Annotated in this window: 25 protein-coding genes; 13 read left to right on the forward strand and 12 right to left on the reverse strand. The window is 33.5% G+C overall.

The features are described 5' to 3' along the window. Window positions 1–103: 103 nt before the first annotated feature. From BUR17_RS16925 to BUR17_RS16945, 5 genes are all read left to right on the forward strand, one after another. Entirely contained in the window at window positions 104–1,054 is a 951-nt protein-coding gene (locus BUR17_RS16925) for a hypothetical protein (protein WP_074231774.1), read from the forward strand. 53 nt (window positions 1,055–1,107) lie between these two features. Further along, entirely contained in the window at window positions 1,108–1,680 is a 573-nt protein-coding gene (locus BUR17_RS16930) for a helix-turn-helix domain-containing protein (RefSeq protein ID WP_074231775.1), read from the forward strand. Between the two features lie 86 nt (window positions 1,681–1,766). Then, window positions 1,767–2,255, forward strand: coding sequence for a nuclear transport factor 2 family protein (locus BUR17_RS16935; protein WP_074231776.1), 489 nt, complete (start codon window positions 1,767–1,769; stop codon window positions 2,253–2,255). Window positions 2,256–2,371: 116 nt separating this feature from the next. After that, the gene (locus tag BUR17_RS16940) at window positions 2,372–2,782 is read left to right on the forward strand and encodes an Rrf2 family transcriptional regulator (protein WP_074231777.1); all 411 of its coding nucleotides are present in this window, start codon (window positions 2,372–2,374) and stop codon (window positions 2,780–2,782) included. A gap of 57 nt (window positions 2,783–2,839) precedes the next feature. Then, the gene (locus BUR17_RS16945; RefSeq protein WP_074231778.1) at window positions 2,840–3,490 is read left to right on the forward strand and encodes an NAD(P)-dependent oxidoreductase; all 651 of its coding nucleotides are present in this window, start codon (window positions 2,840–2,842) and stop codon (window positions 3,488–3,490) included. A gap of 131 nt (window positions 3,491–3,621) precedes the next feature. Here BUR17_RS16945 and BUR17_RS16950 read toward each other — a convergent pair whose 3' ends face one another. Continuing rightward, window positions 3,622–4,632 (reverse strand): M23 family metallopeptidase, encoded by a 1,011-nt coding sequence (locus BUR17_RS16950; protein WP_084550731.1) that lies wholly within the window; start codon window positions 4,630–4,632, stop codon window positions 3,622–3,624. 224 nt (window positions 4,633–4,856) lie between these two features. On the opposite strand from BUR17_RS16950, the gene BUR17_RS16955 reads away from it, so the two are divergent. From BUR17_RS16955 to BUR17_RS16980, 6 genes are all read left to right on the forward strand, one after another. Beyond that, window positions 4,857–5,894 carry an NAD(P)H-dependent glycerol-3-phosphate dehydrogenase gene (locus tag BUR17_RS16955; RefSeq protein WP_074231779.1) on the forward strand — a complete coding sequence of 346 codons (1,038 nt, stop codon included), beginning with the start codon at window positions 4,857–4,859 and terminating at the stop codon, window positions 5,892–5,894. Window positions 5,895–6,100: 206 nt separating this feature from the next. Continuing rightward, window positions 6,101–7,606 (forward strand): malate dehydrogenase (quinone), encoded by a 1,506-nt coding sequence (mqo, locus tag BUR17_RS16960; protein ID WP_074231780.1) that lies wholly within the window; start codon window positions 6,101–6,103, stop codon window positions 7,604–7,606. Between the two features lie 83 nt (window positions 7,607–7,689). Beyond that, window positions 7,690–8,082, forward strand: a complete 393-nt coding sequence (locus tag BUR17_RS16965) for a hypothetical protein (RefSeq protein ID WP_074231781.1) — start codon at window positions 7,690–7,692, stop codon at window positions 8,080–8,082. A 66-nt stretch (window positions 8,083–8,148) separates the two neighbouring features. Continuing rightward, window positions 8,149–8,820, forward strand: a complete 672-nt coding sequence (locus tag BUR17_RS16970; RefSeq protein ID WP_074231782.1) for a DUF1684 domain-containing protein — start codon at window positions 8,149–8,151, stop codon at window positions 8,818–8,820. A 3-nt stretch (window positions 8,821–8,823) separates the two neighbouring features. Then, a complete protein-coding gene (locus BUR17_RS16975; RefSeq protein ID WP_074231783.1) occupies window positions 8,824–9,309 on the forward strand; it encodes a GNAT family N-acetyltransferase in 486 nt (161 codons plus the stop codon). 68 nt (window positions 9,310–9,377) lie between these two features. Next, window positions 9,378–10,187 carry a glucose 1-dehydrogenase gene (locus BUR17_RS16980; RefSeq protein ID WP_074231784.1) on the forward strand — a complete coding sequence of 270 codons (810 nt, stop codon included), beginning with the start codon at window positions 9,378–9,380 and terminating at the stop codon, window positions 10,185–10,187. A gap of 1 nt (window position 10,188) precedes the next feature. On the opposite strand, the gene recO is transcribed toward BUR17_RS16980, so the two are convergent. Genes recO through BUR17_RS17000 form a run of 4 tightly spaced genes read right to left on the reverse strand, consistent with a single transcriptional unit; the run spans window position 10,189 to window position 14,837 of the window. Next, window positions 10,189–10,875, reverse strand: coding sequence for a DNA repair protein RecO (gene recO / locus BUR17_RS16985; RefSeq protein WP_074231785.1), 687 nt, complete (start codon window positions 10,873–10,875; stop codon window positions 10,189–10,191). Then, window positions 10,875–13,130, reverse strand: a complete 2,256-nt coding sequence (gene porZ, locus BUR17_RS16990) for a type IX secretion system anionic LPS delivery protein PorZ (RefSeq protein ID WP_074231786.1) — start codon at window positions 13,128–13,130, stop codon at window positions 10,875–10,877. The genes recO and porZ overlap by 1 nt, the downstream gene beginning before the upstream one ends. A 1-nt stretch (window position 13,131) precedes the next feature. Next, window positions 13,132–14,082 carry a bifunctional metallophosphatase/5'-nucleotidase gene (locus BUR17_RS16995; RefSeq protein ID WP_074231787.1) on the reverse strand — a complete coding sequence of 317 codons (951 nt, stop codon included), beginning with the start codon at window positions 14,080–14,082 and terminating at the stop codon, window positions 13,132–13,134. After that, window positions 14,082–14,837, reverse strand: a complete 756-nt coding sequence (locus BUR17_RS17000) for a 5'-nucleotidase C-terminal domain-containing protein (protein WP_074231788.1) — start codon at window positions 14,835–14,837, stop codon at window positions 14,082–14,084. The genes BUR17_RS16995 and BUR17_RS17000 overlap by 1 nt, the downstream gene beginning before the upstream one ends. A gap of 106 nt (window positions 14,838–14,943) precedes the next feature. Between BUR17_RS17000 and dapA the strand changes: the two genes are divergently transcribed. Together dapA and BUR17_RS17010 are read left to right on the forward strand one after the other, a co-directional pair. Then, window positions 14,944–15,816 (forward strand): 4-hydroxy-tetrahydrodipicolinate synthase, encoded by an 873-nt coding sequence (gene dapA / locus BUR17_RS17005; protein ID WP_074231789.1) that lies wholly within the window; start codon window positions 14,944–14,946, stop codon window positions 15,814–15,816. A 325-nt stretch (window positions 15,817–16,141) separates the two neighbouring features. Then, window positions 16,142–16,639, forward strand: a complete 498-nt coding sequence (locus tag BUR17_RS17010; RefSeq protein ID WP_074231917.1) for a GNAT family N-acetyltransferase — start codon at window positions 16,142–16,144, stop codon at window positions 16,637–16,639. A gap of 3 nt (window positions 16,640–16,642) precedes the next feature. Here BUR17_RS17010 and BUR17_RS17015 read toward each other — a convergent pair whose 3' ends face one another. The 7 genes from BUR17_RS17015 to BUR17_RS17045 form a co-directional block, all read right to left on the reverse strand. Then, a complete protein-coding gene (locus BUR17_RS17015; protein WP_143747615.1) occupies window positions 16,643–17,206 on the reverse strand; it encodes a hypothetical protein in 564 nt (187 codons plus the stop codon). 24 nt (window positions 17,207–17,230) lie between these two features. Next, window positions 17,231–19,321: an ATP-dependent DNA helicase RecG gene (recG, locus tag BUR17_RS17020; RefSeq protein ID WP_143747619.1), complete on the reverse strand. Its 2,091-nt coding sequence runs from the start codon at window positions 19,319–19,321 to the stop codon at window positions 17,231–17,233. Window positions 19,322–19,446: 125 nt separating this feature from the next. Then, window positions 19,447–19,980, reverse strand: coding sequence for a thioredoxin family protein (locus BUR17_RS17025; RefSeq protein ID WP_074231791.1), 534 nt, complete (start codon window positions 19,978–19,980; stop codon window positions 19,447–19,449). A gap of 28 nt (window positions 19,981–20,008) precedes the next feature. After that, complete coding sequence (locus BUR17_RS17030; RefSeq protein ID WP_074231792.1) at window positions 20,009–21,487, reverse strand: peptide MFS transporter; 1,479 nt, start codon at window positions 21,485–21,487, stop codon at window positions 20,009–20,011. Window positions 21,488–21,525: 38 nt separating this feature from the next. Further along, on the reverse strand, window positions 21,526–22,521 hold the full coding sequence (locus BUR17_RS17035; RefSeq protein ID WP_074231793.1) for a PDDEXK nuclease domain-containing protein: 996 nt from the start codon (window positions 22,519–22,521) through the stop codon (window positions 21,526–21,528). Window positions 22,522–22,584: 63 nt separating this feature from the next. Continuing rightward, on the reverse strand, window positions 22,585–23,979 hold the full coding sequence (locus BUR17_RS17040) for a peptide MFS transporter (protein ID WP_074231794.1): 1,395 nt from the start codon (window positions 23,977–23,979) through the stop codon (window positions 22,585–22,587). Window positions 23,980–24,110: 131 nt separating this feature from the next. After that, window positions 24,111–25,763, reverse strand: a complete 1,653-nt coding sequence (locus BUR17_RS17045) for a peptide MFS transporter (RefSeq protein WP_074231795.1) — start codon at window positions 25,761–25,763, stop codon at window positions 24,111–24,113. Window positions 25,764–25,849: the final 86 nt, after the last annotated feature.

Below are 25,849 nucleotides of genomic sequence, written 5' to 3' on the forward strand. Positions count from 1 at the left end.
TCCGGTTCTTAAAAATAAATTAAAATTCATCTGTTTTCAGGTGGATTTTTTTATTTGTGCTATCTTAGTAATAAGATTCATATTTCCCTTAATTGAATTTTTAATGAAAAAACTTTACTTTATTTTTGCCGTTTTTATTTTGTTGACTTCCTGTGTTTCAAAGAAAAATCAGGTTATAAAACAGAATATTTTGACTTTGAGAGACAGCTATTGTAAGGCGCCTTTCAAGTATAATTATGAAAATAAATTACCTTCTTATAATTCAGATTCTATCATTGCAGCGAATCAACAACTGAAAAGTACTTTTTCTGATCAGAGTATTTTGGTTTTAAATGCCTTGGATAATTTAGATGAAGTGAATGAAATTGTAAAACTGAAGAAAGATTCATCATTAAATTCTCAGGTAAAAGTTTTGCAATTAAAGATGAAAATCAACAGCAAAATTACAATTGCACTTACTGAATTGGATGCTGTTGCTGCAGAATTCGATTGTGAAGGAGAACGTGTTGCGCAAATTGGAAATTATGTTGATAATCTAAACGATTCCCGGAATAATAAACTCATTTTATACTCAATTGCAGCAGGAGCTGTCGCCTCAATTGCAGGCGGAATTGTAAAAGATGAGGGTTGGAGCAGTGCAATAGATATTTCCGGAGGTGCTTTGGGAGCCGGCTTTGGTTTGGCAACCTTAAATCCGAAAGGTAAAAAAGTTGAATTTATACATCAAAGAAATTTATTGCGAGATATCTGGAACGAAAGACTGGAATCTCCCAATTTTCCACCTTTTATTTGGTATATGTACACCGAAAAAAGATTTTCAAACAAAGAACAGCATTCTATTATTTCAAGCATGAAACAACGATGGCTGCATTATCAGTTTGATGATGATCAGAATAAAGCCGATCAGTCGGTTATTTTCAAAGATGGAGGTCTTTACAGAGCAGATGATCTTCACAATCGTGCAGCGATGCTTAATCAGATGCAGTCGGCAACCCGAACAATTAATCAGATTATTAATTATCTGTTGTTAGATTTAGATAAATTGATTTTATAATTTTGAATAGTAAATATTTGAATGTCTAAATTTGCTTTAATCTACTTTAAAGAATGTCGGAATTAAAAAAAATCAGAGAGAGGCAAAATCTTACTCAGGAAGAATTAGCTGAAAAGTCAGGAATTTCGGTAAGAACAATTCAACGGATTGAGGCGGGTACAATTCCGAAAGGTTATACACTAAAAACGTTGGCTACAAGTCTTGATGTTTCTGAAAAAGATTTATTGATTTCTGAGACGATAAAAGAAGAAATTGCAGTTGATGAAATTATTATTGTAACAGAAAATAGCGATGCTTTTAACTCCGGTTTAATCAAAATGATTAATCTTTCCACACTTCCAGTAGCATGGCTTCCGATTGCTAATTTTTTGCCGCCATTATTGATTATGCTTTTCACAAAAAATAAATCTCAAATTGTAAAACAAATCATTTCACTTCAAATATTTTTAGCTATTATTTCGCCTATTATTTTTATGTTGATTGCATTATTAAAGCTAGGTTCAGAATCTGTTATGATCACAATGATTTTCTTGGTATTGGCAAATGTTTACATTATTTTGAGAAACACTTACGAAATTGATAAGAGACAAAATCTCTATTATAAATTGAATTTCAATATTATATAAACATGACAGATGAATGTCGGGTTTTTGTCGGGTTCTTTTTTTGACTTACAATCAATTAATTCTGAATCTTTGTCAAAAATTAATCAATGACAAAAAAACTTAACATCAGTATTTTTATTCTCTTCTTTTTCTTCGGAAACTTCAATGCTCAAATCGATAAAAATTCACCATTATTTTTAGAATTAAAAAAACAGGACAGTCTTTTTTTTGAACGTGGTTTTAATAATTGTGACATCGCATATCTTGAAAAATCAGTAGATGAAAATCTGAAATTTTATCACGATAGAGGTGGTTTTCAGGATAAGAAATTATTTCTCGAAAGAACGAAACAGAATATCTGTTCAAACCCAGCTCAAAAACCAATTCGTAAAGTCATTGAAAGTAGTTTGGAAGTTTTTCCATTATACAATAACGGTGAATTGTACGGCGCAATACAAACCGGAGAGCATCAGTTTTATATTCGTGAAAAAAACAAACAGGATGTTTTAGGGGGGAAAGCAAAATTTACCTCAGTCTGGATTAAGAAAAACGGCAACTGGGTTTTGAGTGACGTTCTAAGTTATGATCATCAATAACCGTTTTATTTAGCAAAAATTAAATTCAATAGTTTTCATCAAATTAATTGCAATTAATAATCTAATTGTAATTAATTTTGTTACAATTAAAATATTTGTATCTTTGCAGAGTAATTATGAATAATACAAGATTTGCTACGGCGATACATATCATGACTTTGTTGTCAAAATTTCCTCAGGAGTGGCTTACTTCTGATTGGCTTGCCGGAAGTATTAATGTAAATCCTGTAATTGTTCGTAAAGAGATTGGTGTTTTAAAAGAAGCCGGTTTGATTATTAGCCGAAAAGGGAAAGAAGGAGGAAGTCAGTTAGCAAAAAACGCTTCTGACATTAGTATTTCTGAAATTTATTCAGCGGTGAAAAATTCAGAAGTTTTAGGTAAAAAAAATAACGATCCTAATCCGGCTTGTCCTGTAGGGAAAAATATCAATACTCATCTAGGACAACTTTTTACAGAAACAGATTTGATGGTCTGTCAGTTTTTAGGAAATAAGTCTTTAAAAGAATTTACCGAACAATTCGAGTAAAATTTTTTGACTTAAAATGTAACAAAATTTATTACAATTAATTTAAATAAAAATATTATGAAAAAAGTAGCCGTAATCGGTGCAACAGGATTTGTGGGAACACAAGTAGTAAAAGAACTTGAAAACAGAGGTTTTGAAGTGAAAGCAATCGTAAGAGATGCATCGAAAGTAAATGAAACTGAAAACGTAAAAGCAAAAAGCGTTGATGTAAATAATGTAGACGACTTAGCAGAAGCTTTGAAAGGAAATGATGCTGTAATCAACACCTTTAATGCAGGTTGGACGAATCCTAATCTTTACAATGATTTTCTAAACGGTTCAATCAATATCGAAAAAGCAGTTGAAAAATCAGGGGTGAAAAGATTTATTACAGTTGGTGGAGCAGGAAGCTTATTCATCGACGGAAATCAATTGGTTGACGGACCAGATTTTCCGGCAGATATCAAACCAGGAGCAACTGCGGCAAGAGATTATCTAAATAAAATCAAAGAAAATACAACTTTAGATTGGACTTTTTTCAGCCCTGCAATCGAAATGCATCCAGGAACAGCAGGAATCAGAACAGGAAAATACAGAACTGCTCTTGAAAATCCTGTATTCAATGAAGAGGGGAGAAGCGTACTTTCTGTAGAAGATGTTGCTGTTGTTTTGGTTGATGAACTGGAAGAAAACAATCACATCCGTGAAAGATTCACCGCAGCGTATTAATTATTTTGAGAGTCCCAAAGGGACGACTTAACAAAGCATCGGATAAAATCCGATGAAAACCGATACAATAATTATAAAAGTTTCGGCGGCACCTTTGGTGCCGCCGAAACCTTTTATACAAATAAATTATTTTATAAACTCATAAACAACTTCGGATTTACCGGAGCATTGTTTTTGTGTACTTCATAATGCAAATGCGGTCCTGTAGAACGTCCTGAATTCCCTGATTTTGCAATCACTTGCCCAACTTTCACTTTCTCATTGGTTTTTGCAACCAATTGTGAAAGGTGACCGTAAAGTGTTGCTAATCCGTTTCCGTGAGATACAATCACGCAGTTTCCATAACCGCCTTTTTGTCCTGAGAAAATTACAGTTCCGGCTGCAGTTGCAACAACATCAGATCCGAAAGGAACGGCAATATCCAAACCTTTGTGAAACTGCATTTGATCAGCTTCTGCAGGAGGATTGTTTTTTTCTGTTGCAGCTTTAGAAACAGCTACATTTTTAGCATTTGAAGTTGTTGGAGCGACAGAAGTTGTACTTGCTGTTTTTGGAGTCACCATTACTTTTATTTCTCTCTTATTTCCGTAACTGTCGGTTACTTCTATAATTTTTTCTACCGGTTCAGCTTTTACTTCAGGTTTTGGAGTTGCTGCGACAGCGACTGGAGCTGAAGTAGGTTTTACCGATGCATACACTGTTTTAAAAGGAATAGGGTTTTTTCTGATTCCGAAATTGGATGAAATATAGCCTTCAGTAGGCATTCCTAGAGGAACCTGCATCAGTTTTTTCTGCAGATCCATCAGATATTGGCTGTATCTGTTTGATTGTTTTGCCAGATAAATTGAGTTTGAAATACTGTCGTTATCAAGAACCATCAACTTTTCGTTCTTAATATCTTTTGATTTTAGAAAAGAATTCAGTTGAGAAACCGTTTGATCTACCAAGCCAAGATCTGTTTTCATTTTCAGATAATCAACGCTGTCTTTTTCTGTATTTATTTTTACCAAATTTACTTCATAGTTTTTGTCATCTTTCTCCGAAAACAATTTGGCAATGAAAATACTTTGTGCAAAAACGACCAGTGAAAGTCCTCCAATAAGAACTGTTACTTTCTTTTTGCTGCCTAAAAATTTCTTCATTTTTCTTTCTCTTAGAATTTAAAAAGGTTTTAAGGGTGCAAATTTAGGTAAAAATAAACTTTAAGCATTATTCTTAACAAAAATTTAGAAATTATTGTAATAAACGTATTTTTAGATATTTAATTGTGCGAGAGTGTTAAATTTTTCAAAAAATGATTGATGTTGGGTGATATAAAGTTTCGATATTTCTCGGTTTTAATATATTTGCAAATCACATTTCAATTATGGCGAAAAAGAAAACCAACTCAGAATCTACTTCTAAAAAAACCAAAAATGACGTTGCAGTTGGCGTTGTTGGTAGCGGAAGTTTTGCAACAGCAATTGTAAAAATGCTTGTTGAAAATTGCAAAACCGTGCATTGGTGTGTTAGAAATGAGTTTGTAAAAGGAGCAATTGAACTGCGTGGACACAATCCTACATATCTTACTGCAGTTAATTTCAATCTTAAAAATTTAAAATTAACAACTGATGTCAACGAGTTGGTGACAGCTTGTGATGTTGTAGTTTTGGCAACTCCATCTATTTATCTTTCAGATACTTTAGATAAAATGACGTGTGAGTATAAAGACAAAATTTTTGTTTCTGCAATTAAAGGGATTATTCCAAAAGTGAACGATGTGGTTGCGCATTATTTAAAAGAAGAATTTCAAATAGGATTCAGAAATCAGGCAGTCATTGCGGGACCGTGTCACGCTGAAGAAGTTGCGATGGAAAGACTTTCTTATCTTACGGTGGCAACTGTGGAAGACGAAGTTTCTGAAAAACTGGTTAATATTTTCAATTCAGATTTCATCAAAGTAAATTCCAGCAAAGATATTTTAGGAAACGAGTACAGTGCGATTCTTAAAAATATTTTCGCAATCGGAGCCGGTATTGCAAGCGGTTTGGGCTATGGTGATAACTTTACGGCTGTTTTTGTATCGAATGCGATTAGAGAGATGGAAACCTTCCTTGAAGCGATTTATGAAGCTCCTAGAGATGTTAATGAAAGTGCATATTTGGGAGATTTACTGGTTACAGCATATTCATTGTTTTCAAGAAACAGAAACTTAGGAAATCTTATCGGAAAAGGATACACGGTGAAATCTGCAATTCAGTCGATGAACATGGTTGCAGAAGGATATTATGCTGCAGATTCTATTTACAAAACAGCAAAACAGAAAAAATTAGAATTACCGATTATTGATACCGTTTACGGAATTTTGTATGAAGGTAAAAATGCTGAAAAACAATTTAGAAAACTAACGGCAAAGCTGAATTAGAATTAATTTTATTTTAAAAATATTAAAAACATCAGTGATTTTCATTGGTGTTTTTTTGTTTAAATATATCGCTTCTATTATTTGAAATTGATAATTTCCATCGTCTTCGCTGGGCTGATAATAATTTTATTTTCGGCACAGAATTAAATAGTTAAATCTTATTTTAATCTAAAACTTTTCCCGAAATTCGTATTAAAATTCACACAATGCCACATTCAATTACCAATAGAACGCCTAAGCCAAAATATGATATTGTGCTTATAGGAGGCGGAATTATGAGTGTTACTTTAGCCACTTTACTTCACGAATTTGATCCCAATTTAGATATTGCTATTTTCGAAAGGCTCGGAAGATTTGCCAAAGAAAGTACTGCTGCATGGAACAATGCAGGAACTGGTCACTCTGCATTTTGTGAACTCAATTATACACCCCAAAAAGAAGACGGAAGTATAGATATTTCAAAAGCTGAAAAAATTGCAGAACAGTTTGAAATTTCAAAACAATTTTGGTCTTATTTGGTTGACAAAAAATACATTCAGAATCCTCAGGAATTTATTAATTCTTGCGCTCACATGAGTTTGGTTTTTGGTGAAAAAGATGCAGAATATCTTAGAGAAAGACATGAAGCAATGAAAAATTCACCTTTGTTTTCAGAAATGGAATTTTCTACCGATCATGATACTTTGAGAGAATGGATTCCTTTGGTAATGAGCAAAAGAAATCAGTCCGAAGTTTTGGCAGCCACAAAAATGAATATAGGGACTGATGTTAATTTTGGGACATTGACCCGAAAAATGGGACGTCATCTTGTAGAAGATTCTCATGTAGAAGTTTTCTTGTATCACGAAGTAAAAGATATCGATCCCAGAGAAAATGGGAAATGGGAAATGAAAGTAAAAGATCGCATCAACAATCATAAACAGGAAGTTGTTGCAGATTTTGTTTTCATTGGCGCAGGAGGTTATGCATTGCCTTTGCTCGACAGTTCTGATATTAAAGAAAGTGCAGGTTACGGCGGTTTTCCGGTTTCCGGGGAATGGTTGGTTACACATAATCAGGAATTGGTAGCGCAACATCAGGCAAAAGTTTATACTCAAGCGACAGTTGATGCACCGCCAATGTCTGTTCCGCATTTGGATTTGAGAATTATTGATGGGAAAAAAGCGTTGCTTTTTGGTCCTTTTGCTGGTTTTTCAACGAAATTTTTGAAAGAAGGAAGTTATCTTGATTTACCCGAAAGTGTCAATACCAAAAATCTCCGCTCTTTATTTGGAGCTTGGTGGCACAATATTCCGTTGACAAAATATCTGATTCAGCAGGTTGCGATGACAAAAGCTCAAAGAATACAACATTTAAGAGAATTTGTAAAAGATGCGAAAGAAGAAGACTGGGAACTGAAAGTTGCCGGACAACGTGTTCAGATTATCAAAAAAGATGATAAATTAGGAGGTAAATTAGAATTCGGAACCGAGGTTGTTGTAAATGATAAAGGAACGATTGCCTCACTTTTAGGAGCTTCTCCGGGAGCGTCAACTGCAGTTTTTGCAATGTTGAATGTTTTAGAAAAATGTTTTCCTGAAAAACTAAAAGGAGAATGGAAAGATAAATTGTTGGAAATGATCCCGTCATACGGACAAAAATTATCCGAAAATCCTGAACTGGCAAAAAGAATGAGAGCTCACAGCAAAGAAAAATTGGAGCTTAAGCATTAAATATAAGTGATAAGTAATGGGTAATAAGTAATTTTGTAAAGTTATTTATTGCCCATTATCAATTAATCATTACTCATACCAAGATGGAAGTTATTTCAAAACCGATTATTGCGAAGGAAATCCTTGAAGCTCTTCAGACAAAAATTGAAGAAGAAAAGCAGGTGATTGTACATTGCTGTTTTCCTGCGTCACCGTTTTTGGGAAATTTAATCAGAATTTGGAATACCACTTACCTTGTTGATAATAGTTCCAGTCATAAAAGTAAACTTATTCACGCTGAAAATATTACAATTTACCCGAACTGGACGGTTGTTCCGTTTATGAAAGATTTTTGGTTCACATTAGTATTTTCAGGCTTACCAAAAGATTGCAAAAGCTTTGATTTTAAAGAAATAATTCCGGAAGAAGGTGGTTTTTTTGTGAAATCTATCAAAAGAAATTCATCAGATATTTACCGCATAAAAATTTCAGAATAAAATTTTCTGCCATTTCCAATGAAATCAGGAAGAATGAGAAATCTTTTACCAATTAATTAAACTAAAATGAAGAAAATTATATTTGTACTCTTAGCGATATTTCCTCTTCTTGTGTTTTCTCAGAAAAAGAAATTGTCAAGTTTTAAGAAGCCTGAAAGAAAATCAATTATTCATACAAGTTCAGATCCTGAAAAACTTGAAATAGAAAAATTTCAGAAAGATTTGAATAAGGAATATTTAAATCCAAAAGAAAGTCCTTTACGTGGTGATAATTTTAAAAATTTTAAGGCACATCCTTTCTTTCCGATTGATTTAAAATACCGTGTAACGGCTGATTTTGTTAAAAATGAAAACCCTGAACCTTTTGATTTACCCACTTCTTCAGGGAAATCGAAATCGTACCAGGAATACGGGAAGGCTCATTTTACAATTGACGGAAGATCTTATACTTTAACGATCTATCAAAGTTTAGATCTGATGAAAATGGAAAAATATAAGGATCATCTTTTCTTGCCTTTTCGTGATGAAACCAATCAAAAACAAACTTACGGCGGAGGAAAATATATGGATTTAAAAATCCCAAAAGGCAACACGATTGCGTTAGATTTTAATCAGTCTTATCAACCTTTCTGTGCCTATAATGCTTATGATTACAATTGCCCGATTGTTCCTGAAGAAAATAAACTTCCGGTAGAAATAAAAGCGGGCGTAATGTACAACGATATTTATCATCATTAAACTATGGTTGATTTACAGTTTTTTAAACCGAAAGATTTATCTGAATTAAATTATGAGCTTGATGAAATTCAGGCGCAGTTTTCAGCTTTGCCAAATCAGGCTTTGGAAAGAATTGAAGGAAGAAATCAAAATGATGATTTTTTTGCGTACCCGATTACTATTTTTTCTGATGAAAAAACTGCTGGTTTTTGTGTGTTAGATTTTGGGAATGATAAATTAGAATTAACTGATAATCACAATTCGGTTTTACTTCGATCGTTGTCTATAAATCCTGAATTTCAGGGAAAAGGAATTGGAAAATCTGTGATGATTGTGCTTGATGATTTTATTAAAGAACATTTTAAAGACTGCAATGAAATTGTCTTGTCTGTCAATGAAAGAAATGATTTGGCTTTTCAAATTTATGCGAAAAAAGGATATGTTTATGCCGGCAAAAAAATAGACGGAAGAAGCGGACCTCAGTTTGTGATGTCTAAAATTTTAGATTAATTTAAAAATCAAACAGCCAGTTTGGCGTGATACTTTCAATTGGTTTTAAACATCATTAAAATCAAAATATGGAAGTTTCATTAAGAAATCAGGTTGCCATTGTTACAGGCGCATCAAGCGGAATCGGAACCGGAATTGCAAAATCTATCGCTTCGGCCGGAGCAACAGTAATCATCAATCATTCATCTGAAAAATCTAAAGATGAAGCCCAAAAAGTTTTAGACGAAATTCAGAAAAACGGCGGAAACGGAATGGTTTACCAATGCGATGTTTCTAAAGAAAATCAGGTGGTAAAAATGTTTTCAGACGTAATTTCAGAATACGGAACAGTTGATATTTTAATTAATAATGCCGGAATTCAGAAAGATGCCAAATTTATCGATATGACTTTGGAAGAGTGGGATACGGTAATGGGCGTGAATTTGCGTGGTCATTTTTTATGTTCAAGAGAAGCTATTAAAGAATTTCTCCGCCGGGGAATCGATACAACACGTTCTGTTGCCTGTGGAAAAATCATTCATATCAGTTCGGTACACGAAATTATTCCTTGGGCGGGTCATGCAAATTATGCAGCAAGTAAAGGTGCTATAAAAATGCTGATGCAGACTTTGGCTCAGGAACATGGAGCAGATAAGATCAGGGTCAATTCTATTTGTCCGGGTGCGATTCAAACGCCGATTAATAAAGATGCGTGGGAAACTCCGGAAGCGATGAATGATTTAATGAAGTTAATTCCGTATAACAGAATTGGTCAACCTGAAGATGTTGGAAATTTGGCAGCATTTTTAGCGAGTGATCTTGCAGATTATATTTCCGGAACGAGTATTTTCATCGATGGCGGAATGACCAGTCTGGAAAGTTTTTCAAACGGCGGATAATTTATTCGAAAATCTGCTGAATGATTTCGAGTGAATTGGGCGTTTTAAAATCGGTAATGTGATAATGATAATAAACCAGCACACTGTCTAAAAAGGTTTTTCTCATAGCTTGCGGAATTTTTATTTGATAAGGATCTTGAGAGGATAAAATCAATTTCCATAAAAGAGAATTTTCACTATCAAATAGGTGGTGGCTTCCAAGGTTTGAAAAAGTTCCTGTTTCGGGATCCAAATAATTCCCATCTCCTAAAAGTGGGGAAACACCTTGGATTTTTAAAATTTTAACCAAAAGAATAAGGTGAGAACGGTAATTCTGTTGACTGAGCTCAAAGATAAACTCATCAATCGTGTGAAAGATGATCTGATTTTGATTCTCATTTCTTAAAATCTGATTCAAAAAATCGGCAATAAAAAATATAACCGTATTGGCTTTAATGTCTGCGTAAACATCATTTACTTCTATGAGTTCAAATTTTGAAACGGTTTGAATTCCGCTGCTTTTCCCTGTATTAACAGAAAAATTAAGCTTATTTAAAGGAAGTAAAAATGCTTTTTTCTTATTTTTTTTACTGTAAATTCCTTTTAGAAAATAGGTTTGAAAACCATCTTCTTCGGTGAAACAATGGAGAACTGCATCGTTTTCTCCATATTTGATGTATGAAAGTAAGAATCCGTCTTGTGAAGTCATTAATTAACTACTGCTATTTTTGCTGTAGCTTTATCTGAACCGTCTTCGTTGGTCATCAAAACAAAATAAATTCCCGAAGCCACTCTTTTTCCTTTCTGGTTATTAAGATTCCATTCGTAATATCCGGTTCTTGCAACGGCAGAATGTACAAGATTTCCGGCTGCATCGGTAATTCTGATGTTTGTTTTTTCAGCCAAACCTTTGATGGTTACATTACCTTTAAACTGAGAATAAACCACAGGGTTCGGATAAACCAAAACATTTCCAAAGTCTTTAGTCACATCTGCAACATCACCTTGGTAAGTAACAATTCCGTCAAAAGTCACAAAATAAACTTTGCCTGTTTTTTTATCAACTTTAATATCGGTAACGGTATTCGTTGGAAGTGGAGAATTATCTTTATTGAAAAATTTTATAGTTTTTTCTCCGTTTGCAGATAAATAATAAACACCTCCGTCTTCTACAGATACCCATTTCTGGTTTCCGCCATCTACTTCAATATGTAAAATAGCAGCATCTCTGAAAAGTTCTTCGGCCAGTCCGCCTTGTTCGATGACAATAGATTCAAATTGTGGATCGTTTTTAATCTCAGCTGCTGCATTAGGAAGTATTCTTAAACCCAGCTCAGTTCCAACCCAAGCATCTCCAGATTTATCCATCGCAAAAGAGACCGTATTTGCAGGAATATTGTTTGATTGATCTAAATAATATTCTGTATCGTCTGAAAAGCTAGCTGTTTTCTTGGTGTCGTAAGCTAAAAAATTGACTGTTTTAGGAATAGGTATCCATAATAAATCATTACTGAAAACAGGAAATTGAATACCAGTACTCGTATTCATGTCTCTTATAATAAAATCATCAGTAGCTCTGTCATATAACGCAAGAGAAGATTTAGTTGCAATACCAGTAAAAGCAATAGTAGCAAAAATATTGTTCTGATCATCTGAAGTAAAACCAACCGGACGGTTGATATATTGGCTATCTGCACCAACTAAGTATCTTTTAGAAAACTCAAAGTCTTTTGAGCCAGAGTTGTATTTCATTTTATAAATACCATATCCTGTAGGAGAAAAGTAATTGGTAAAAAATACTTCGTTTGTATTGGCAGGATCTGGAAATGCATCTACAACATTAAATTCTGTCGTGCTTCCTACAAAATAAGATGAGTAGACCCATTCGGTTCCGGTAAAATAATAAAATCCTGGATTTTTCGGATTAAACTGAGCCTCATTATATCCGTTTGCTCTAATTCCTGTAGAAACTAAAAGCTGATTATCATTAAATAATCTTATTTTATAAGAGTCATTAAAATAAGGGCCATCTGGTTTGTATGAAATATTATCATCGGTCTTAACTCCGGATACTTTAGTTCCACCGTAAACTTTAGAGCCAATCGTTGTTGCGGTATTACAAGCTTCTCCCACACTTGTGCTTCCACCAAAATTTCCATTTGTGTTATACGTATAGATTCTGCTACCGTCTGTAATAATGATATTGTTTGAATTAACAACGATATCATTAATACTTCCAAAAGTTTGGGCAAGAGGGGTTGATGTTCCGCTATTGTAAATATAAGTTGTTGTTGCAGATGAAAAAGCTAAAACAGATTCTGAATCAATATCTGTGAAATTTCCAGCCATTTCTGTTGTCCAAGTTGTGAAAACAGGAAAGGTAGTATTCAGTTCATGGCTTTTTAATCCGGTATTGGTTACGGAAAAAACTTTATTTCCAAGAATGGTAGCTTCATTGCTGGCTTCGAAATTTCCTCCTGCCATGAAAAATGCAGAATCACCAAATTCTTTTTTTCTTAAATCAAAAATAGAAACCCCATAACCCACAGAAACTGTTGCCCGATCTCCGGTAATTGAGATATGATTAATTTTTTTGCTTCCGTTATATCCTGTTGCAATTGGGATATCCACAACATACGTTATACCTTGTGGAGTAATAATGTCTAATGCTCCGTTTTGATATCCTACCAAACCGATTTTTGTTTGCGGATTATAATCAAAAGAGGAAATTTTCACATCATGAAGACCATTGGCTTTAGATAATTTTGTGATTTCTCCTGTTGAAATTGTATAATAAAAAATCCCGTTTTCTGTGGCAGCAACGATTTTTCCGTTATCTTCTTTCATAGCCAAAACATTGTTGTAAGAGAACAAGTCTGCCCATTTTTTTGAAGAAATATTCTGCGCATTTACAAACTGCAACGATGCGAAAATACCAAAAGAAAGTAATGAGATTTTTTTCATATTATACTGTTATACTGCTGTCGATTGCCTGGTTGTTCCAGGAAATCTGTTTTATATTTTTGTTTGAATCAAAAAAGAAATCTATTCTGCCTAAAAGAAGACCTGCCCAACCTACTTGGTTTACCAAAACGTTTTTCCCTTGTCTGTTCTTAAAGGTTTGAGGTTCCGGTAAAAAAGTATGCGTGTGACCTCCCAAAATTAAGTCAATATTTTCTGTTTTTGAGGCTAAAATTTTATCACTTATTTTTTCGGGTTCGTCTTTGTAGTCATATCCGATGTGTGAAAGGCAAATAACAAGGTCGCATTTTTTCTCATTTTTAAGAAAATTAGAGTAATGTTGCGCCACGTCAATAGGATCAGACCAAATGGTTTCTCCGTACTGTTTTTTTCCAACTAAACCATCTAACTGAATTCCGACTCCGAAAATTCCGACTTTGATACCGTTTTTGTTGAATATTTTATACTGCGAAGTTTTTCCGTCGAGAATTGTGTTTTTAAAATCATAATTCGAACAGATAAAAGGAAACTCTGCATTAGGCAAAACCTTCAGAAAACCATCTAAACCATTATCAAAATCATGATTTCCCATTGTGGATGCATCATATTTCATCATCGACATCAGTTTAAACTCCAGTTCTCCTCCGAAAAAGTTGAAATACGGTGTTCCCTGAAAAATATCTCCGGAATCCAGCAACAAAAGATTGCTTTCTTCACTTCTTATTTTTTGTATTAAACTTGCTCTTCTCGCAAAACCACCCTGATTAGGATTTTTGGTATAACTTTCGTCAAAAGGTTCTATTCTGCTGTGTTGATCGTTGGTATGAAGAATCGTTAATTTGTGGGCAGATTTGAAAGAATTTAAACTCAATTCTTCTGCCATCATCAAATTGGGAGCTAAAGTCATTGCTAAAGTTCCGCCACCTATTGTTTTTAAAAAACTCTTTCTATTCATTATTTCTTCCCAATAAAATTTAAACGAATATCTTCCTTCGGATTGATTTTAGCATTTTTCTTAAAATAATCGATAAATAAATCTCTCAATTTAATTCCTGTAGGAATCGATTCTCCTTTGCTGAAAAATTTCATATTATCACCTCCCAAAGCCAGATAATCAGACGTTGCAATATAATAATCCTGAGTTGGATTTACCACTTTTCCGTTAATTAAAGTTTTGGTTAATTGTCCGTTATTGGTTTCTATGTATAAATGAGAAACCGGATTATTTACCTGAGTTTTTGCGTAATAATCAAACAATCCCTGCAAATCTGAACCTTTCATTTTTACAATGATCACTTCATTTTCAAAAGGCATAACTTCGAAAACATTCTTCAGAAGAATGTCTCCTTTTCCAATCGTAGTACGGATTCCACCGATATTGATTAGGGCAGCATCTACGTTTTTATTGAGATTCGCTTTTGTCCAAACATCTGCTCCGTCAAAAGTGTAATCAGCTAAAAGGTTTCCCAAATTGCTGTTGTCTCCTTCTTTTGTGAGATTTACTTGCGTGTAAGAGATTTTTTGATTCATCTCTTTGTTGAGTTTCAGAGTGTAAGGCTCGATAAATTTCGCAAAACCTTCATCGTCCTTCAGCTCTTTATTAATAGAAATGTTCTTCTGTGTCTGCACATTGGCAACCTGCAACGATGTCGTTTTACAGGCTGTAAGTGATAACAAGGCAATTCCTAGCAATAAGAATTTATTTTGCATAATATCTTTAGTATATGCAAATATAATTATATGTATAATAAAATAGGATTAAATATTGTAAATTCTTGTATGAATTGATTAAATTTGGGGAAAATAATTCGAACAGATGAGCATTTTAAAAGGAGTAGGTGTTGCTTTGGTTACACCCTTTAATGAAGATTTATCCGTAGATTTCGAAAGTTTAACAAAACTTGTTGAGTACAACATCGAAAACGGAACCAACTATTTGGTAGTATTGGGAACTACAGCTGAAGCTGCTACACTTTCTTCAGACGAGAAGAAACAGGTAGTTGAGCACATCATTAAGGTGAATAATAAACGTCTTCCTTTGGTTTTAGGAATTGGCGGAAACAATACTCTTGAAGTCAAACAGCAAATCGAAGAGACTGATTTATCTGATTTTACGGCTGTTTTATCAGTGTCTCCTTATTATAACAAACCTAATCAGGAAGGGCTTTACCAGCATTATAAAATGTTGGCTTCTACCGGAAAGAATATTATCATTTACAACGTTCCTTCAAGAACCGGACAAAATGTAGAAGCTGAAACTACTTTGCGTTTGGCAAATGAATTCCCGAATTTATTCTTAATTAAAGAAGCTGCACCTAATATTCTTCAATATTTTGATATTTTGAGAAAAAAACCTGAAGGTTTTAATTTAGTTTCTGGTGATGATGAATATACACTTCCTGTAACTTTAGCAGGTGGAGCAGGAGTAATTTCTGTGATCGGGCAAGGTTATCCAAAAGAATTTTCTACAATGGTTCAGCTGGCCTTTGATAAAAAAGTGGATGAAGCTTATGAAATTCACAACAAATTAGTGGAGATCACAAGACTGATTTTTGCAGAAGGAAACCCTTGCGGAATTAAAATTGTTTTGGCAGAAAAAGGATTGATCAAAAATTATTTGAGACTTCCATTGGTTCCTGCTTCAGAAGGGCTTTATGCGAAAATAAAAGCTGAAATGGCGAAAATATAATATTTATTAAATATCAAATTTTACGCTCTGTTTGTCATGCTGAAAGCATCTCTACAATCTAGCTTAGATTCCTACGGAATGACAAACTTTGCGTTTTAATCTATAATAAGAGTGAAAAGTATAATGCTTTTCACTTTTTTAATCTAAAATTTTTAACACATGAGTCACATTAGTTTTTAGTTACTATGTTTGAAAACAGTTTAGAACACGTTAGTTTTGAAAATCTTTGATTTTCGTCTTACGTGTTCTTAATATTTTCAAAGTAAATGAACTGAAAAAACTTAAGTGTTCTAATGTGTCAAATGATTTTTTAAATTTATCAAGTATGAAATTAATCAAAGCAACAGAAGAAAATATTCCTTTAATTCAGGATCTAGCCAAAAGATCTTGGGAGAATGCCTACGCAGAAATTTTATCTATTGAGCAGATGGAATACATGTTAAATACAATGTATTCTCAATCTGAAATTTCAACTCATCTGAAAAATCCTGATTATCACTATTATCTTGTTTTTGATGAAAATTCAAACGAATATGACGGATTTATTGGTTTTGAAAATCATTACGAAGAAAACACAACAAAGCTTCACCGAATTTATCTAGTTCCAGAAAGTAAAGGAAAGGGTTTAGGTAAAAAAACGCTTGAGTTTTTAAACGAAAAAACTTTAGAAAGTGGGGATAACAGAATTATTCTGAATGTCAATAAGCATAATTCAGCGAAGAGATTTTACGAATCTCAAGGGTATAAAGTATATGATGAAGGTGTTTTTGATATTGGAAATGGATATGTGATGGACGATTATTTGATGGAATTTGTTCTGTAATTCTTATTCAACAATATTTTTCGTTGCAAATTGGCTCAATTTTAAAACTCGTATAACATCGTCTTTTTTGGAAGGAAGAATCAAATTTTTATGTTCTTCTTCAGGTTGTTTGTATACATTGGTCTTCTTATCCCAAAATTGATAATCAAAAAAATCTTTGTCCCAATTTATTACAAATATCTTTGATTTTTCTACAGACTCAGAGATTTCAATTTTTTTGAAATCTACGGGTGTTGCTTTTATAATTGTTTTGCTTTCTGTTTCAATGAATATTGGTTTTTCATTTCGCAGATATATGATGACTTGTTCGTAACCGCCTCTGTTATCTTTTGAATAGTCTAAGATTTTGACTGCCTGATTACCCTTCTTGAAAACATCAATATTTTCATCTTGTCCATATTTCTTAACCTTAGCAATTTTATCCGAAGGAACTTTATAAATCATTAAGCTCTCGTCATTATTTATATCCAAAACAGTTTTTTCAATTTCAGAAATAATATTTTTGTTTTGAGCATGAATATTTATTATTGAAATAAAGAAAAGGGCGGTTGAAAATATTTGTTTCATCATAACAATTTTTGGATTTTAATTTTAAGAAATCTTACTCCACTTATTTTTCCCTTTATAATTTTGGATATAATAATTTTTAATGATCTGATGATCAGTTCCTGATAAATGTGGATCTATTTCTAAGATTTTGTCGACCATTTTTTTTGTGGTTTTAATGATTGGAGCATCATTCACCAAATCCAGTCTTTTAAAATCAACGACACCGCTTTGCTGAGTTCCCAAAATATCACCTGGACCACGCAATTGCATATCGACCTCAGAAATTTTAAAACCATCATTGGTTTCCGTCATCGTTCTGATCCTTGTCCGGCTTTCTGCAGACATTTTATCCGAAGTCATCAAAATACAGTAGCTCTGTTCGGCACCTCTTCCCACTCTTCCACGAAGTTGGTGAAGCTGAGAAAGACCAAATCTTTCAGCACTTTCAATTACCATAACTGAAGCATTTGGAACATTTACACCAACTTCAATTACGGTTGTTGCGACCATAATTTGCGACTTTCCTGACGCAAAATAATTCATCGCGGCATCTTTTTCATCGGGTTTCATTTTACCGTGAAGCATCGTTACCTCATAATTCGAAAAGTTGTCCATAATATGCTCTAAACCTTCCATCAGATTTTTATAATCTAATGTTTCAGATTCTTCAATCAATGGATAAACAAAGTAGATCTGTCTGCCTTTTCGTATTTCTTCATGACAGAAATGATAAACATAAGTTCTGTCTTTTTCTCTTCGATGAGCGGTAATGATCGCTTTTCTCCCAACCGGCATTTCATCAATTACAGAAACATCGAGATCCGAATAAAAGCTCATTGCCAAAGTTCTAGGAATCGGAGTTGCGGTCATGACCAAAATATGAGGCGGAATTTTATTTTTAGCCCACAGTTTAGCTCTTTGAGCGACCCCAAATCGATGTTGCTCGTCGATAATTGCCAATCCAAGATTTTTAAATTTCACTTTATCTTCCAAAACAGCATGAGTTCCTACCAAAATAGAAAGCTCACCATTTTCTAATTCATTGTGAATAACCTTTCTTGCGGAAGCTTTTACCGAACCCGTCAAAAGGCTGACTTTAATTTCTGTGTCTTTTAATAGATCTTTAATTCCGTTGTAATGTTGCTGTGCCAAAATTTCCGTTGGAGCCATCAGACAGCTCTGAAAACCATTGTCTAAGGCGATCAGCATTGTTAATAAAGCGACCATTGTTTTTCCTGAACCTACATCGCCCTGCAAAAGTCGGTTCATTTGGATCGGCTTTTTCATATCCATTCGAATTTCCTTTAAAACTCTTTTTTGAGCTCCTGTAAGTTCAAAAGGAAGATGTTTTTCATAAAAACCGGTAAAATGATCACCGACGATCGGAAACGGATTTCCTACAGATTGTGTTTTATGATGAAGTTTTTTTAAAGCATATCCTAGCTGAAAGAAAAATGATTCTTCAAACTTCAGTCGCTGATTCGCCTTTTCAAAATAATCTAAATTTTTTGGAAAATGAATGTTTAAAAAAGTCTGTTGCCTCGATAAAAACTTCATCGAACTCATTATAGATTCCGGAAGATTTTCCTGAATAAGATTAGGAATCTCTTTGCAGATATTTCTCAGAATTACCTGAAAGAATTTTTGGTTTAAACCTCTTTTCGTCAGTTTTTCAGAACTGGGATAAATAGGTCTTAATCTGTTGTCTTTTTCTTTGTTCTCATCAAGTTCAATTTCCGGATGCGGCATCGAGAACTGATTGTTAAAAGCATTGATTTTCCCGAAAATAAAAACTTCGCGATTGACAGGAAGTTGTTCTTTCAGCCATTTCGAATACTGAAACCAAACCAAATCCATACTTCCGGTGTCATCATTGAATTTTGCGGTCAGTCTTTTTACTTTTCCGGTGAGGATCTCCTGCACATTCGAAATTTTTCCTTTCAGCTGAATTTCAAGATTGCTTTCCTGAAGTCCGTTTACTTTGTAAACTTTGTTTTTATCTAAATACCGGATCGGGTAGAAATTGAGAAGATCTTCCACAATAGAAATTCCCAACACATTTTTAATGAGTTTGGCTCGTTCAGGACCGATTCCTTTTACATATTCTATAGGAGTTTCTAAAGTCATTTTCAGGGGTTTCGAGATGTCTGTTTTGAGTTTTCTATCCGTGTTTGAATGAAAAAATAAAAGCTCGAATTTCGGTAAAATAAAAAAGACTTCCAAAAAAATGGAAGCCTTAATTATATGTTTTAAAACGATTAATCTTTTATTTTAGATCTGAATTTCTTCTGATAATCTTCCCAATCTTGCTTGGTTTTTACTTTTTTGTATAAATCTTTCGATATAAAATCAAGATAAGGTTCTAATTCTTTTGCAGATAATTCGCCTTGTAACATCGTGATGGGATTTCCTTTGTCATCAAGAAAAACCGTACTTGGAACTGCATTTACATTCATGAATTGCGTAAATTCATGAAGTGAATTTCTTCCTTTCTTGTGGGAAGTATTGTCATTAGAAAATTTTCTTCCGAAGATTTCTATTGTTCGTTTGTCTTCTGCGTCAAATTTTACAGGGTAATAATTTTCATTTAAAAACTCATAAATTATGGGATTTCCATACGTTTTTTTATCCATGATTTTGCATGGGCCACACCAATCTGCATAAAAATCGATGATGATTTTTTTAGGTTGTGTTTTCTGTGCATTTAATGCTTCTTCAATCGTCATCCATTTTACCTGCGCAAAACTGAAGCTGATAATGAAAAGAAAAAGTAGGGTGGATATTTTTTTCATGATTTGATGTTTAAATGAAAAGCAAACTCTATTTTACCTCCTGCATAAGCTTTTTAATGAATGGTGATATCAAAATCAGTACCACACCGGCAATTAATGCATAAATAGCAAGCTGATAATAACCATCTGTATAAGACTGTAATTTAGATACTAAATCATTTCCTGTATTTGATTTTGAAATTTCAGCACCCAGTTTTCCTGCTGCTAACTGACCAAATGCACTTGCTAAAAACCAAAGCCCCATCATCATTCCGAATAATCTTTTTGGAGATAATTTGGTAATGATCGACATTCCGATCGGGCCTAAACAAAGTTCTCCGATGGTTGTAATAAGATAAGCGAATGCAAAAACATTCAGTGAAGTAATTCCCTCTACATTAGCAAAAAACTTGGTGTAATAAAATATATAAAATGAAGCAGAAAGGAATAAAAATCCGATTCCGAACTTGATTAATGTATTCGGTTCTAATTTTTTCTTAGCCAACCAAAGCCAAAGTAGCCCAATAATTGGACTTAAAATAATAACAAAAAGAGTATTTGAACTGTTGTTAACCACATTAGGATCCATATTAAACCCTAATAAATTGTGATCTAAATTATCTTTGGCAAACAGAGATAAAGAACCTCCACTTTGCTCATAAATCGCATTGAATAAGAAATAGAAAAATATAAAAGCAAATGCTGCAATTAATTTTTTCTGAAGACCTGAAATTTTTAATCTGATTAATTCATAAATAAAATATCCTACAGCAACAGTTCCTATTGTGTACATGAAATAATCTGTATAATCCGTATTTTTTACCATGATGAAAATCAACGGAATACTTAAAATAGAAAGTGCATAAACACCGATTTCTCTTATTTTTCTTTTTCCCGGTTCCATATTTATTAATGGAGAATTACCTATTGGACCTAAGTTTTTCTTGGTAAAAAGGAAAGTAAGTAATCCGATAACCATTACTACAGCTGCTGCAAGGAAGCATAAAGTCCAAGAATGGTATTTTCCTAAATAAATACAAAGAGCACCCCCTAAAAGTCCACCAATGTTAATTCCGGCATAGAACATTCCGTATCCTGCGTCTCTTCTCGGATCTTTTTCATCGTACAATTCTCCTACCATTGATGAAACATTGGGTTTGAAGAATCCTGTTCCGATAATGGAGAATGCAATTCCATAATAAAATAAATCTTTTGGAGAAAAAGCAATCAATAAATTACCTAAAATCATGACAATTCCGCCGAAAAACAGTGATTTTTTAAACCCTAAAATTTTATCGGCAAAAATACCGCCTATGAAGGTGAAAGCATATACAAAAGCCTGGATTGCACCATATTGAAGATTGGCTACATCATCTTTTAATAAAAGCTGATCTACCATGAAAAACGTAAGAACACCCCTCATTCCGTAAAAACAGAATCTTTCCCACATCTCGACGGTAAAAAGTGTCCATAATTGTTTTGGGTATTTTCCTTTGAAATTTTGTATTTCTTCTAAAGTTTGGTTCATAATTAAGATAATTAGTAATATGTAATTTATGAAATTGTTTAAGATTGTTGTTTTTTGTCTTCCTGATCAAGCTCAAAACGAATTCTGTCTTGGTCAATAATTTGTTTTAATTCTTCTTCTTTCGGAAGGTACAATAAATATTTGCTTGCAAATAGATTGTTTTTGTCATTTAAAACAGAATATTTTACAATAGTTTCGTCTTTTTCAGAACATAAAAGAATTCCGATAGTTGGATTGTCGTCTTCACCTCGTTTAAGATCATCATACATTCTTACGTACATATCGATTTGACCGATGTCTTGATGTGAAAGTTCTCCTGTTTTTAAATCAATAATAACGAAGCATTTCAGAATATAATTATAGAAAACTAAATCTATGTAAAAATCTGAAGTGTCTGTGGAGATATGTTGTTGCCTTGCTACGAAAGCGAAACCTTTTCCAAATTCTAAAAGAAACTTTTGGATATGATCGATAATTCCGGTTTCAATTTCTTTTTCTGAAATTTTTTCGTCAGATTTTATCCCTAAAAACTCAAAAATATAAGGATCTTTTAAAACACTACGAATGGTTTCGTGTGAGGATTTTTTATGCTGTAAAACTCTTTCGTAAGCAAGAGAATTGATTTGTCTTTTTAAATCCCGATAGTTCCAGTTATTTTGGATTGATTCATTAATATAATAATTCATTTTATCTGAATTATCTAACCTTATTAACAATCTATAATGTGTCCAGCTCAATTGTTGACGCAATGCGTCAACAATTGGGAAAGCCTGATAAAACTTTCGCATATTGGAAAGATTTGTATAATCAAAACCTTTCCCAAATTCTAAAGTAAGTTTTTTTGAAAGGTTTTTTAAAGTATATTTTCCGTATTCTGCCCTTTCTTTTCCTTTTTGTTCGTCTTCAACAATTAATTGTCCGATTTGCCAGTAAGTTAATAATAGAGTAGAATTCGCAATACGAAAAACTTTTTCGCGCGATTGATTAATAATTTCCTTTATGGATTGAAACAAAGAATCTTCAGAAACTTCCATCTTACGAATGTAAAAAAAACCTCTGAAAAAATCAGAGGTTTAGATATTATTTTTAAATACTTTTTATTTTACGCCATGCATCATTTTGCTGATGAATTTGCTTAGTAAAAGAAGCAATAATCCACAAGCAATCACAAATCCTGAAATGTATGTGAATACTTGTCCTGCTCCCAAAGTTTCTACAATAGAAGCTAAGAATCCTCCGATGAAGTTAGCGATTGATGAAGCCAACATCCAAACTGCCATCAAGATTGAAGCTAATTTTGGTGGAGATAGTTTTGTAACAACCGATAAACCTACCGGTGAAAGACAAAGTTCACCAATTGTGTGTAGTAAATAGGTCATAATCAACCACATAATTCCTGCTTTGTTTGCGATGTCAGCAATGTCCCCGTTAGAATTTCTCTCTGCAACAGCTCCAAGCATAAACCAGAAACCAAGTCCTAAGATAATCATACCAACACCCATTTTTACAGGAGTAGAAAGTTTTTTACCTAATTTAGAACTCCAGAATATTGCAAATAATGGTGCTAATGTTACAATGAAAATAGGGTTAACCGACTGAAACCAAGATGTTGGGATTTCAAATCCGAAAACAGTTCTGTTGATAAATTTATCTGTATATAAAGATAAAGACGATCCAGCCTGTTCGAAACCAGCCCAAAAGAATACTGCAAATAAGAATAAAATAAAGATTACTGTAATTCTTTGTCCTTCTTCAGGTTTAGTTAAAGGTTTTCCTGTTACTGGGTTGATAGATTGCCCTTCAGTAGTTGCTTTGTCTTCAGTTCCTGTTGTTTTTACAGGTTTTGTACCTAAATCTCCCAAATATTTTTGAGCAAAAATATTAAATACAACCTGACCTAAAAACATTCCGATACCCGCTGTAAGGAAACCGTATCTATATCCATAAGCAATAGAACCGTCTGAATTGGTTGTTGCAAAAAGATTATCTGTAAAATATCCGATAATGAAAGGTGCAATTAAAGCTCCCAAGTTAATTCCCATGTAGAAAATAGAGAATGCAGAATCTCTTCTGTCGTCCCCATCTGGATAAAGACCTCCCACTAAAGTCGAAATGTTAGGTTTAAAGAAACCATTTCCGATGATCAGTAAGGCCAAACCAATGTAAAGCCCGGTTGTAGAATTCATTCCGAATAAAACAAACTGCCCAATCATCATGGTGATACCACCGATTGTAATTGCTAAACGTTTTCCTAAAAATTTATCGGCAAGCCAACCTCCGATAAGCGGTGTAAAATAAACAAGACCGGTGAAGTAACCATATAATAAGGTTGCATTCTGCTCGTCCATTCCTAATCCTCCTTCAATTAATTTCTTAGTTAAATAAAGGATCAAAATTGCACGCATTCCGTAATAAGAAAAACGCTCCCACATCTCGGTGAAGAACAAAAGGTACAAGCCTTTAGGATGTCCTTTCTTCTGTACTGTATCCATATTTGATTGTTAAATTTCTGTTAAGACCCACAAATATAGTTTTTTTTGGGTTTTTGGCAAGGTTTTATTTCGTTTTTAAAATAAAAAAGCCGCAGAATCATCTACGGCTGTTTATTTCGAATTTCAGGAGGTTAATTTACACCCTTTTCTTTCATGATTTTATTAAGCCTTTTTAATATTGAAAGCCCCAGTAAAGTCGCTAGAAGCAACAATCCAAAATTTACAATGAAGAAATTAGCTTTATTGTCATAATCGTACCAGAAGCTCGCTAAAACTCCGGAAAGTTTGTTTCCGATTGATGTTGAAAGGAAGAAACCACCCATCATCAAAGCTGTTAATCTTGGTGGTGAAAGTTTTGAAACCAAAGATAATCCCATTGGCGACAAACAAAGTTCTCCTACAGTGATTACTCCATACGCTGCAACCAGCCATAAAGCTGATACTTTTACTAAACCGTTTTGTCCGGCATAAACAGCTCCAACCATTACTAAACATGATAGTGCGGAGATAAACAATCCTAAAACAATTTTTGAAGGAGTACTCGGTTCTTTCCCTTTTCTTCGAAGCATCATAAAAAATGCAACGACAACTGGAGTCAATAGAATTACCCAACCTGGATTAATCGACTGGAATAATTCTGTGTTGTAAAGATTTACCGTTTGTGAAGGATTGGCTTCCAATTTTGCTTTGTCTGCGTCAGAAACATTTCTGAAATAAATATCTTTTCCTTGCTCTTTTAAAGCTTTGCCATTTTCATCTTTTTTTACCTGATATTGATCATCGTAGACAGAAACTTCTTTATCCAGATAATCTTTTTTATCAACCAAGAAAATTGATTCTAAAGGTTTTTCTACAGCTGCAGGAACGGTTCTTTCAGTATAATAATTTGCCCAACGTGTTAAAGCGGTTCCGTTTTGTTTGAAAACTGCCCAAAACATTAAGCTTACCGCAAAAATTGCCAATAATGCTCCGATTGGTTTTTTGTCTTCCGCATTTGCCTTTACATAAAGCATTACATAAAAATAAATTACCGGAATACAAGCGAAAATAAATGCATCTGTACTGTCACTTCCAAAAATATTATTTGGGATAAACCATCCGACAAGTCCGAAAATTACTGCAGGTAAAAATACTTTTACCAAAACATCAGAAATTTTGGTGTCTCCTTCTTGTGCAGGTTTCAAAACATTTGCCTGAAGAATATGCTGTCTTCCGATGGTGAAAACCAAAAGTCCTACAAACATTCCGACTCCCGCGGTCATAAATGCGGGTCCCCATCCGTATTTGTTACGCATGAAAGCAGCAATAATATTACAGACAAAAGCTCCAATGTTGATTCCCATGTAGAAAATATTGTATCCTGCATCTTTATTCGCTTTATAAGGTTCTTCGTTGTATAAATTTCCTAACAATGTAGAAATACTAGGTTTAAAAAATCCGTTTCCAATGATAATTAAAGCTAATGAAGCATAAAATAAAGGTAATTCTTTAAAAAAACCAATTCCGAGATAACCCAGTCCCATCAAGAATCCGCCAATGTAGATTGCTTTGATGTATCCTAAAACTCTGTCGGCTAAAAATCCACCTAAAAATGGTGTCAAGTAAGTTAATGCGATAAAAGTTCCGAAAATATCATCAGCGCTTTTATCATCAAAAGCCAATCCACCTTTTTCACTGTCGATCATGTACAGCACAAAAATTCCGAGGATTAAATAATAGCCGAAACGCTCCCACATTTCTGTGAAAAATAGATAGGGAAGCCCTTTAGGATGTTTGGTTTTCATGTATAAGATTTTTACAATTTCACAAATATAAAATTTTAAAAACAATATTTGAATTTTATTAACTTTGAGTAAAATAAAAACGAATT

It is taken from the genome of Chryseobacterium scophthalmum (genome assembly GCF_900143185.1).
GTDB lineage: Bacteria > Bacteroidota > Bacteroidia > Flavobacteriales > Weeksellaceae > Chryseobacterium > Chryseobacterium scophthalmum.

Excerpts from the sequence above, each read along its gene's own strand:
- BUR17_RS16925 (WP_074231774.1), top strand. The coding sequence starts at position 104 with ATGAAAAAACTTTACTTTATTTTTGCCGTTTTTATTTTGTTGACTTCC.
- BUR17_RS16930 (WP_074231775.1), top strand. The coding sequence starts at position 1,108 with ATGTCGGAATTAAAAAAAATCAGAGAGAGGCAAAATCTTACTCAGGAA.
- BUR17_RS16935 (WP_074231776.1), top strand. The coding sequence starts at position 1,767 with ATGACAAAAAAACTTAACATCAGTATTTTTATTCTCTTCTTTTTCTTC.
- BUR17_RS16940 (WP_074231777.1), top strand. The coding sequence starts at position 2,372 with ATGAATAATACAAGATTTGCTACGGCGATACATATCATGACTTTGTTG.
- BUR17_RS16945 (WP_074231778.1), top strand. The coding sequence starts at position 2,840 with ATGAAAAAAGTAGCCGTAATCGGTGCAACAGGATTTGTGGGAACACAA.
- BUR17_RS16950 (WP_084550731.1), bottom strand. The coding sequence starts at position 4,632 with ATGAAGAAATTTTTAGGCAGCAAAAAGAAAGTAACAGTTCTTATTGGA.
- BUR17_RS16955 (WP_074231779.1), top strand. The coding sequence starts at position 4,857 with ATGGCGAAAAAGAAAACCAACTCAGAATCTACTTCTAAAAAAACCAAA.
- mqo (WP_074231780.1), top strand. The coding sequence starts at position 6,101 with ATGCCACATTCAATTACCAATAGAACGCCTAAGCCAAAATATGATATT.
- BUR17_RS16965 (WP_074231781.1), top strand. The coding sequence starts at position 7,690 with ATGGAAGTTATTTCAAAACCGATTATTGCGAAGGAAATCCTTGAAGCT.
- BUR17_RS16970 (WP_074231782.1), top strand. The coding sequence starts at position 8,149 with ATGAAGAAAATTATATTTGTACTCTTAGCGATATTTCCTCTTCTTGTG.
- BUR17_RS16975 (WP_074231783.1), top strand. The coding sequence starts at position 8,824 with ATGGTTGATTTACAGTTTTTTAAACCGAAAGATTTATCTGAATTAAAT.
- BUR17_RS16980 (WP_074231784.1), top strand. The coding sequence starts at position 9,378 with ATGGAAGTTTCATTAAGAAATCAGGTTGCCATTGTTACAGGCGCATCA.
- recO (WP_074231785.1), bottom strand. The coding sequence starts at position 10,875 with ATGACTTCACAAGACGGATTCTTACTTTCATACATCAAATATGGAGAA.
- porZ (WP_074231786.1), bottom strand. The coding sequence starts at position 13,130 with ATGAAAAAAATCTCATTACTTTCTTTTGGTATTTTCGCATCGTTGCAG.
- BUR17_RS16995 (WP_074231787.1), bottom strand. The coding sequence starts at position 14,082 with ATGAATAGAAAGAGTTTTTTAAAAACAATAGGTGGCGGAACTTTAGCA.
- BUR17_RS17000 (WP_074231788.1), bottom strand. The coding sequence starts at position 14,837 with ATGCAAAATAAATTCTTATTGCTAGGAATTGCCTTGTTATCACTTACA.
- dapA (WP_074231789.1), top strand. The coding sequence starts at position 14,944 with ATGAGCATTTTAAAAGGAGTAGGTGTTGCTTTGGTTACACCCTTTAAT.
- BUR17_RS17010 (WP_074231917.1), top strand. The coding sequence starts at position 16,142 with ATGAAATTAATCAAAGCAACAGAAGAAAATATTCCTTTAATTCAGGAT.
- BUR17_RS17015 (WP_143747615.1), bottom strand. The coding sequence starts at position 17,206 with ATGAAACAAATATTTTCAACCGCCCTTTTCTTTATTTCAATAATAAAT.
- BUR17_RS17025 (WP_074231791.1), bottom strand. The coding sequence starts at position 19,980 with ATGAAAAAAATATCCACCCTACTTTTTCTTTTCATTATCAGCTTCAGT.
- BUR17_RS17030 (WP_074231792.1), bottom strand. The coding sequence starts at position 21,487 with ATGAACCAAACTTTAGAAGAAATACAAAATTTCAAAGGAAAATACCCA.
- BUR17_RS17035 (WP_074231793.1), bottom strand. The coding sequence starts at position 22,521 with ATGGAAGTTTCTGAAGATTCTTTGTTTCAATCCATAAAGGAAATTATT.
- BUR17_RS17040 (WP_074231794.1), bottom strand. The coding sequence starts at position 23,979 with ATGGATACAGTACAGAAGAAAGGACATCCTAAAGGCTTGTACCTTTTG.
- BUR17_RS17045 (WP_074231795.1), bottom strand. The coding sequence starts at position 25,763 with ATGAAAACCAAACATCCTAAAGGGCTTCCCTATCTATTTTTCACAGAA.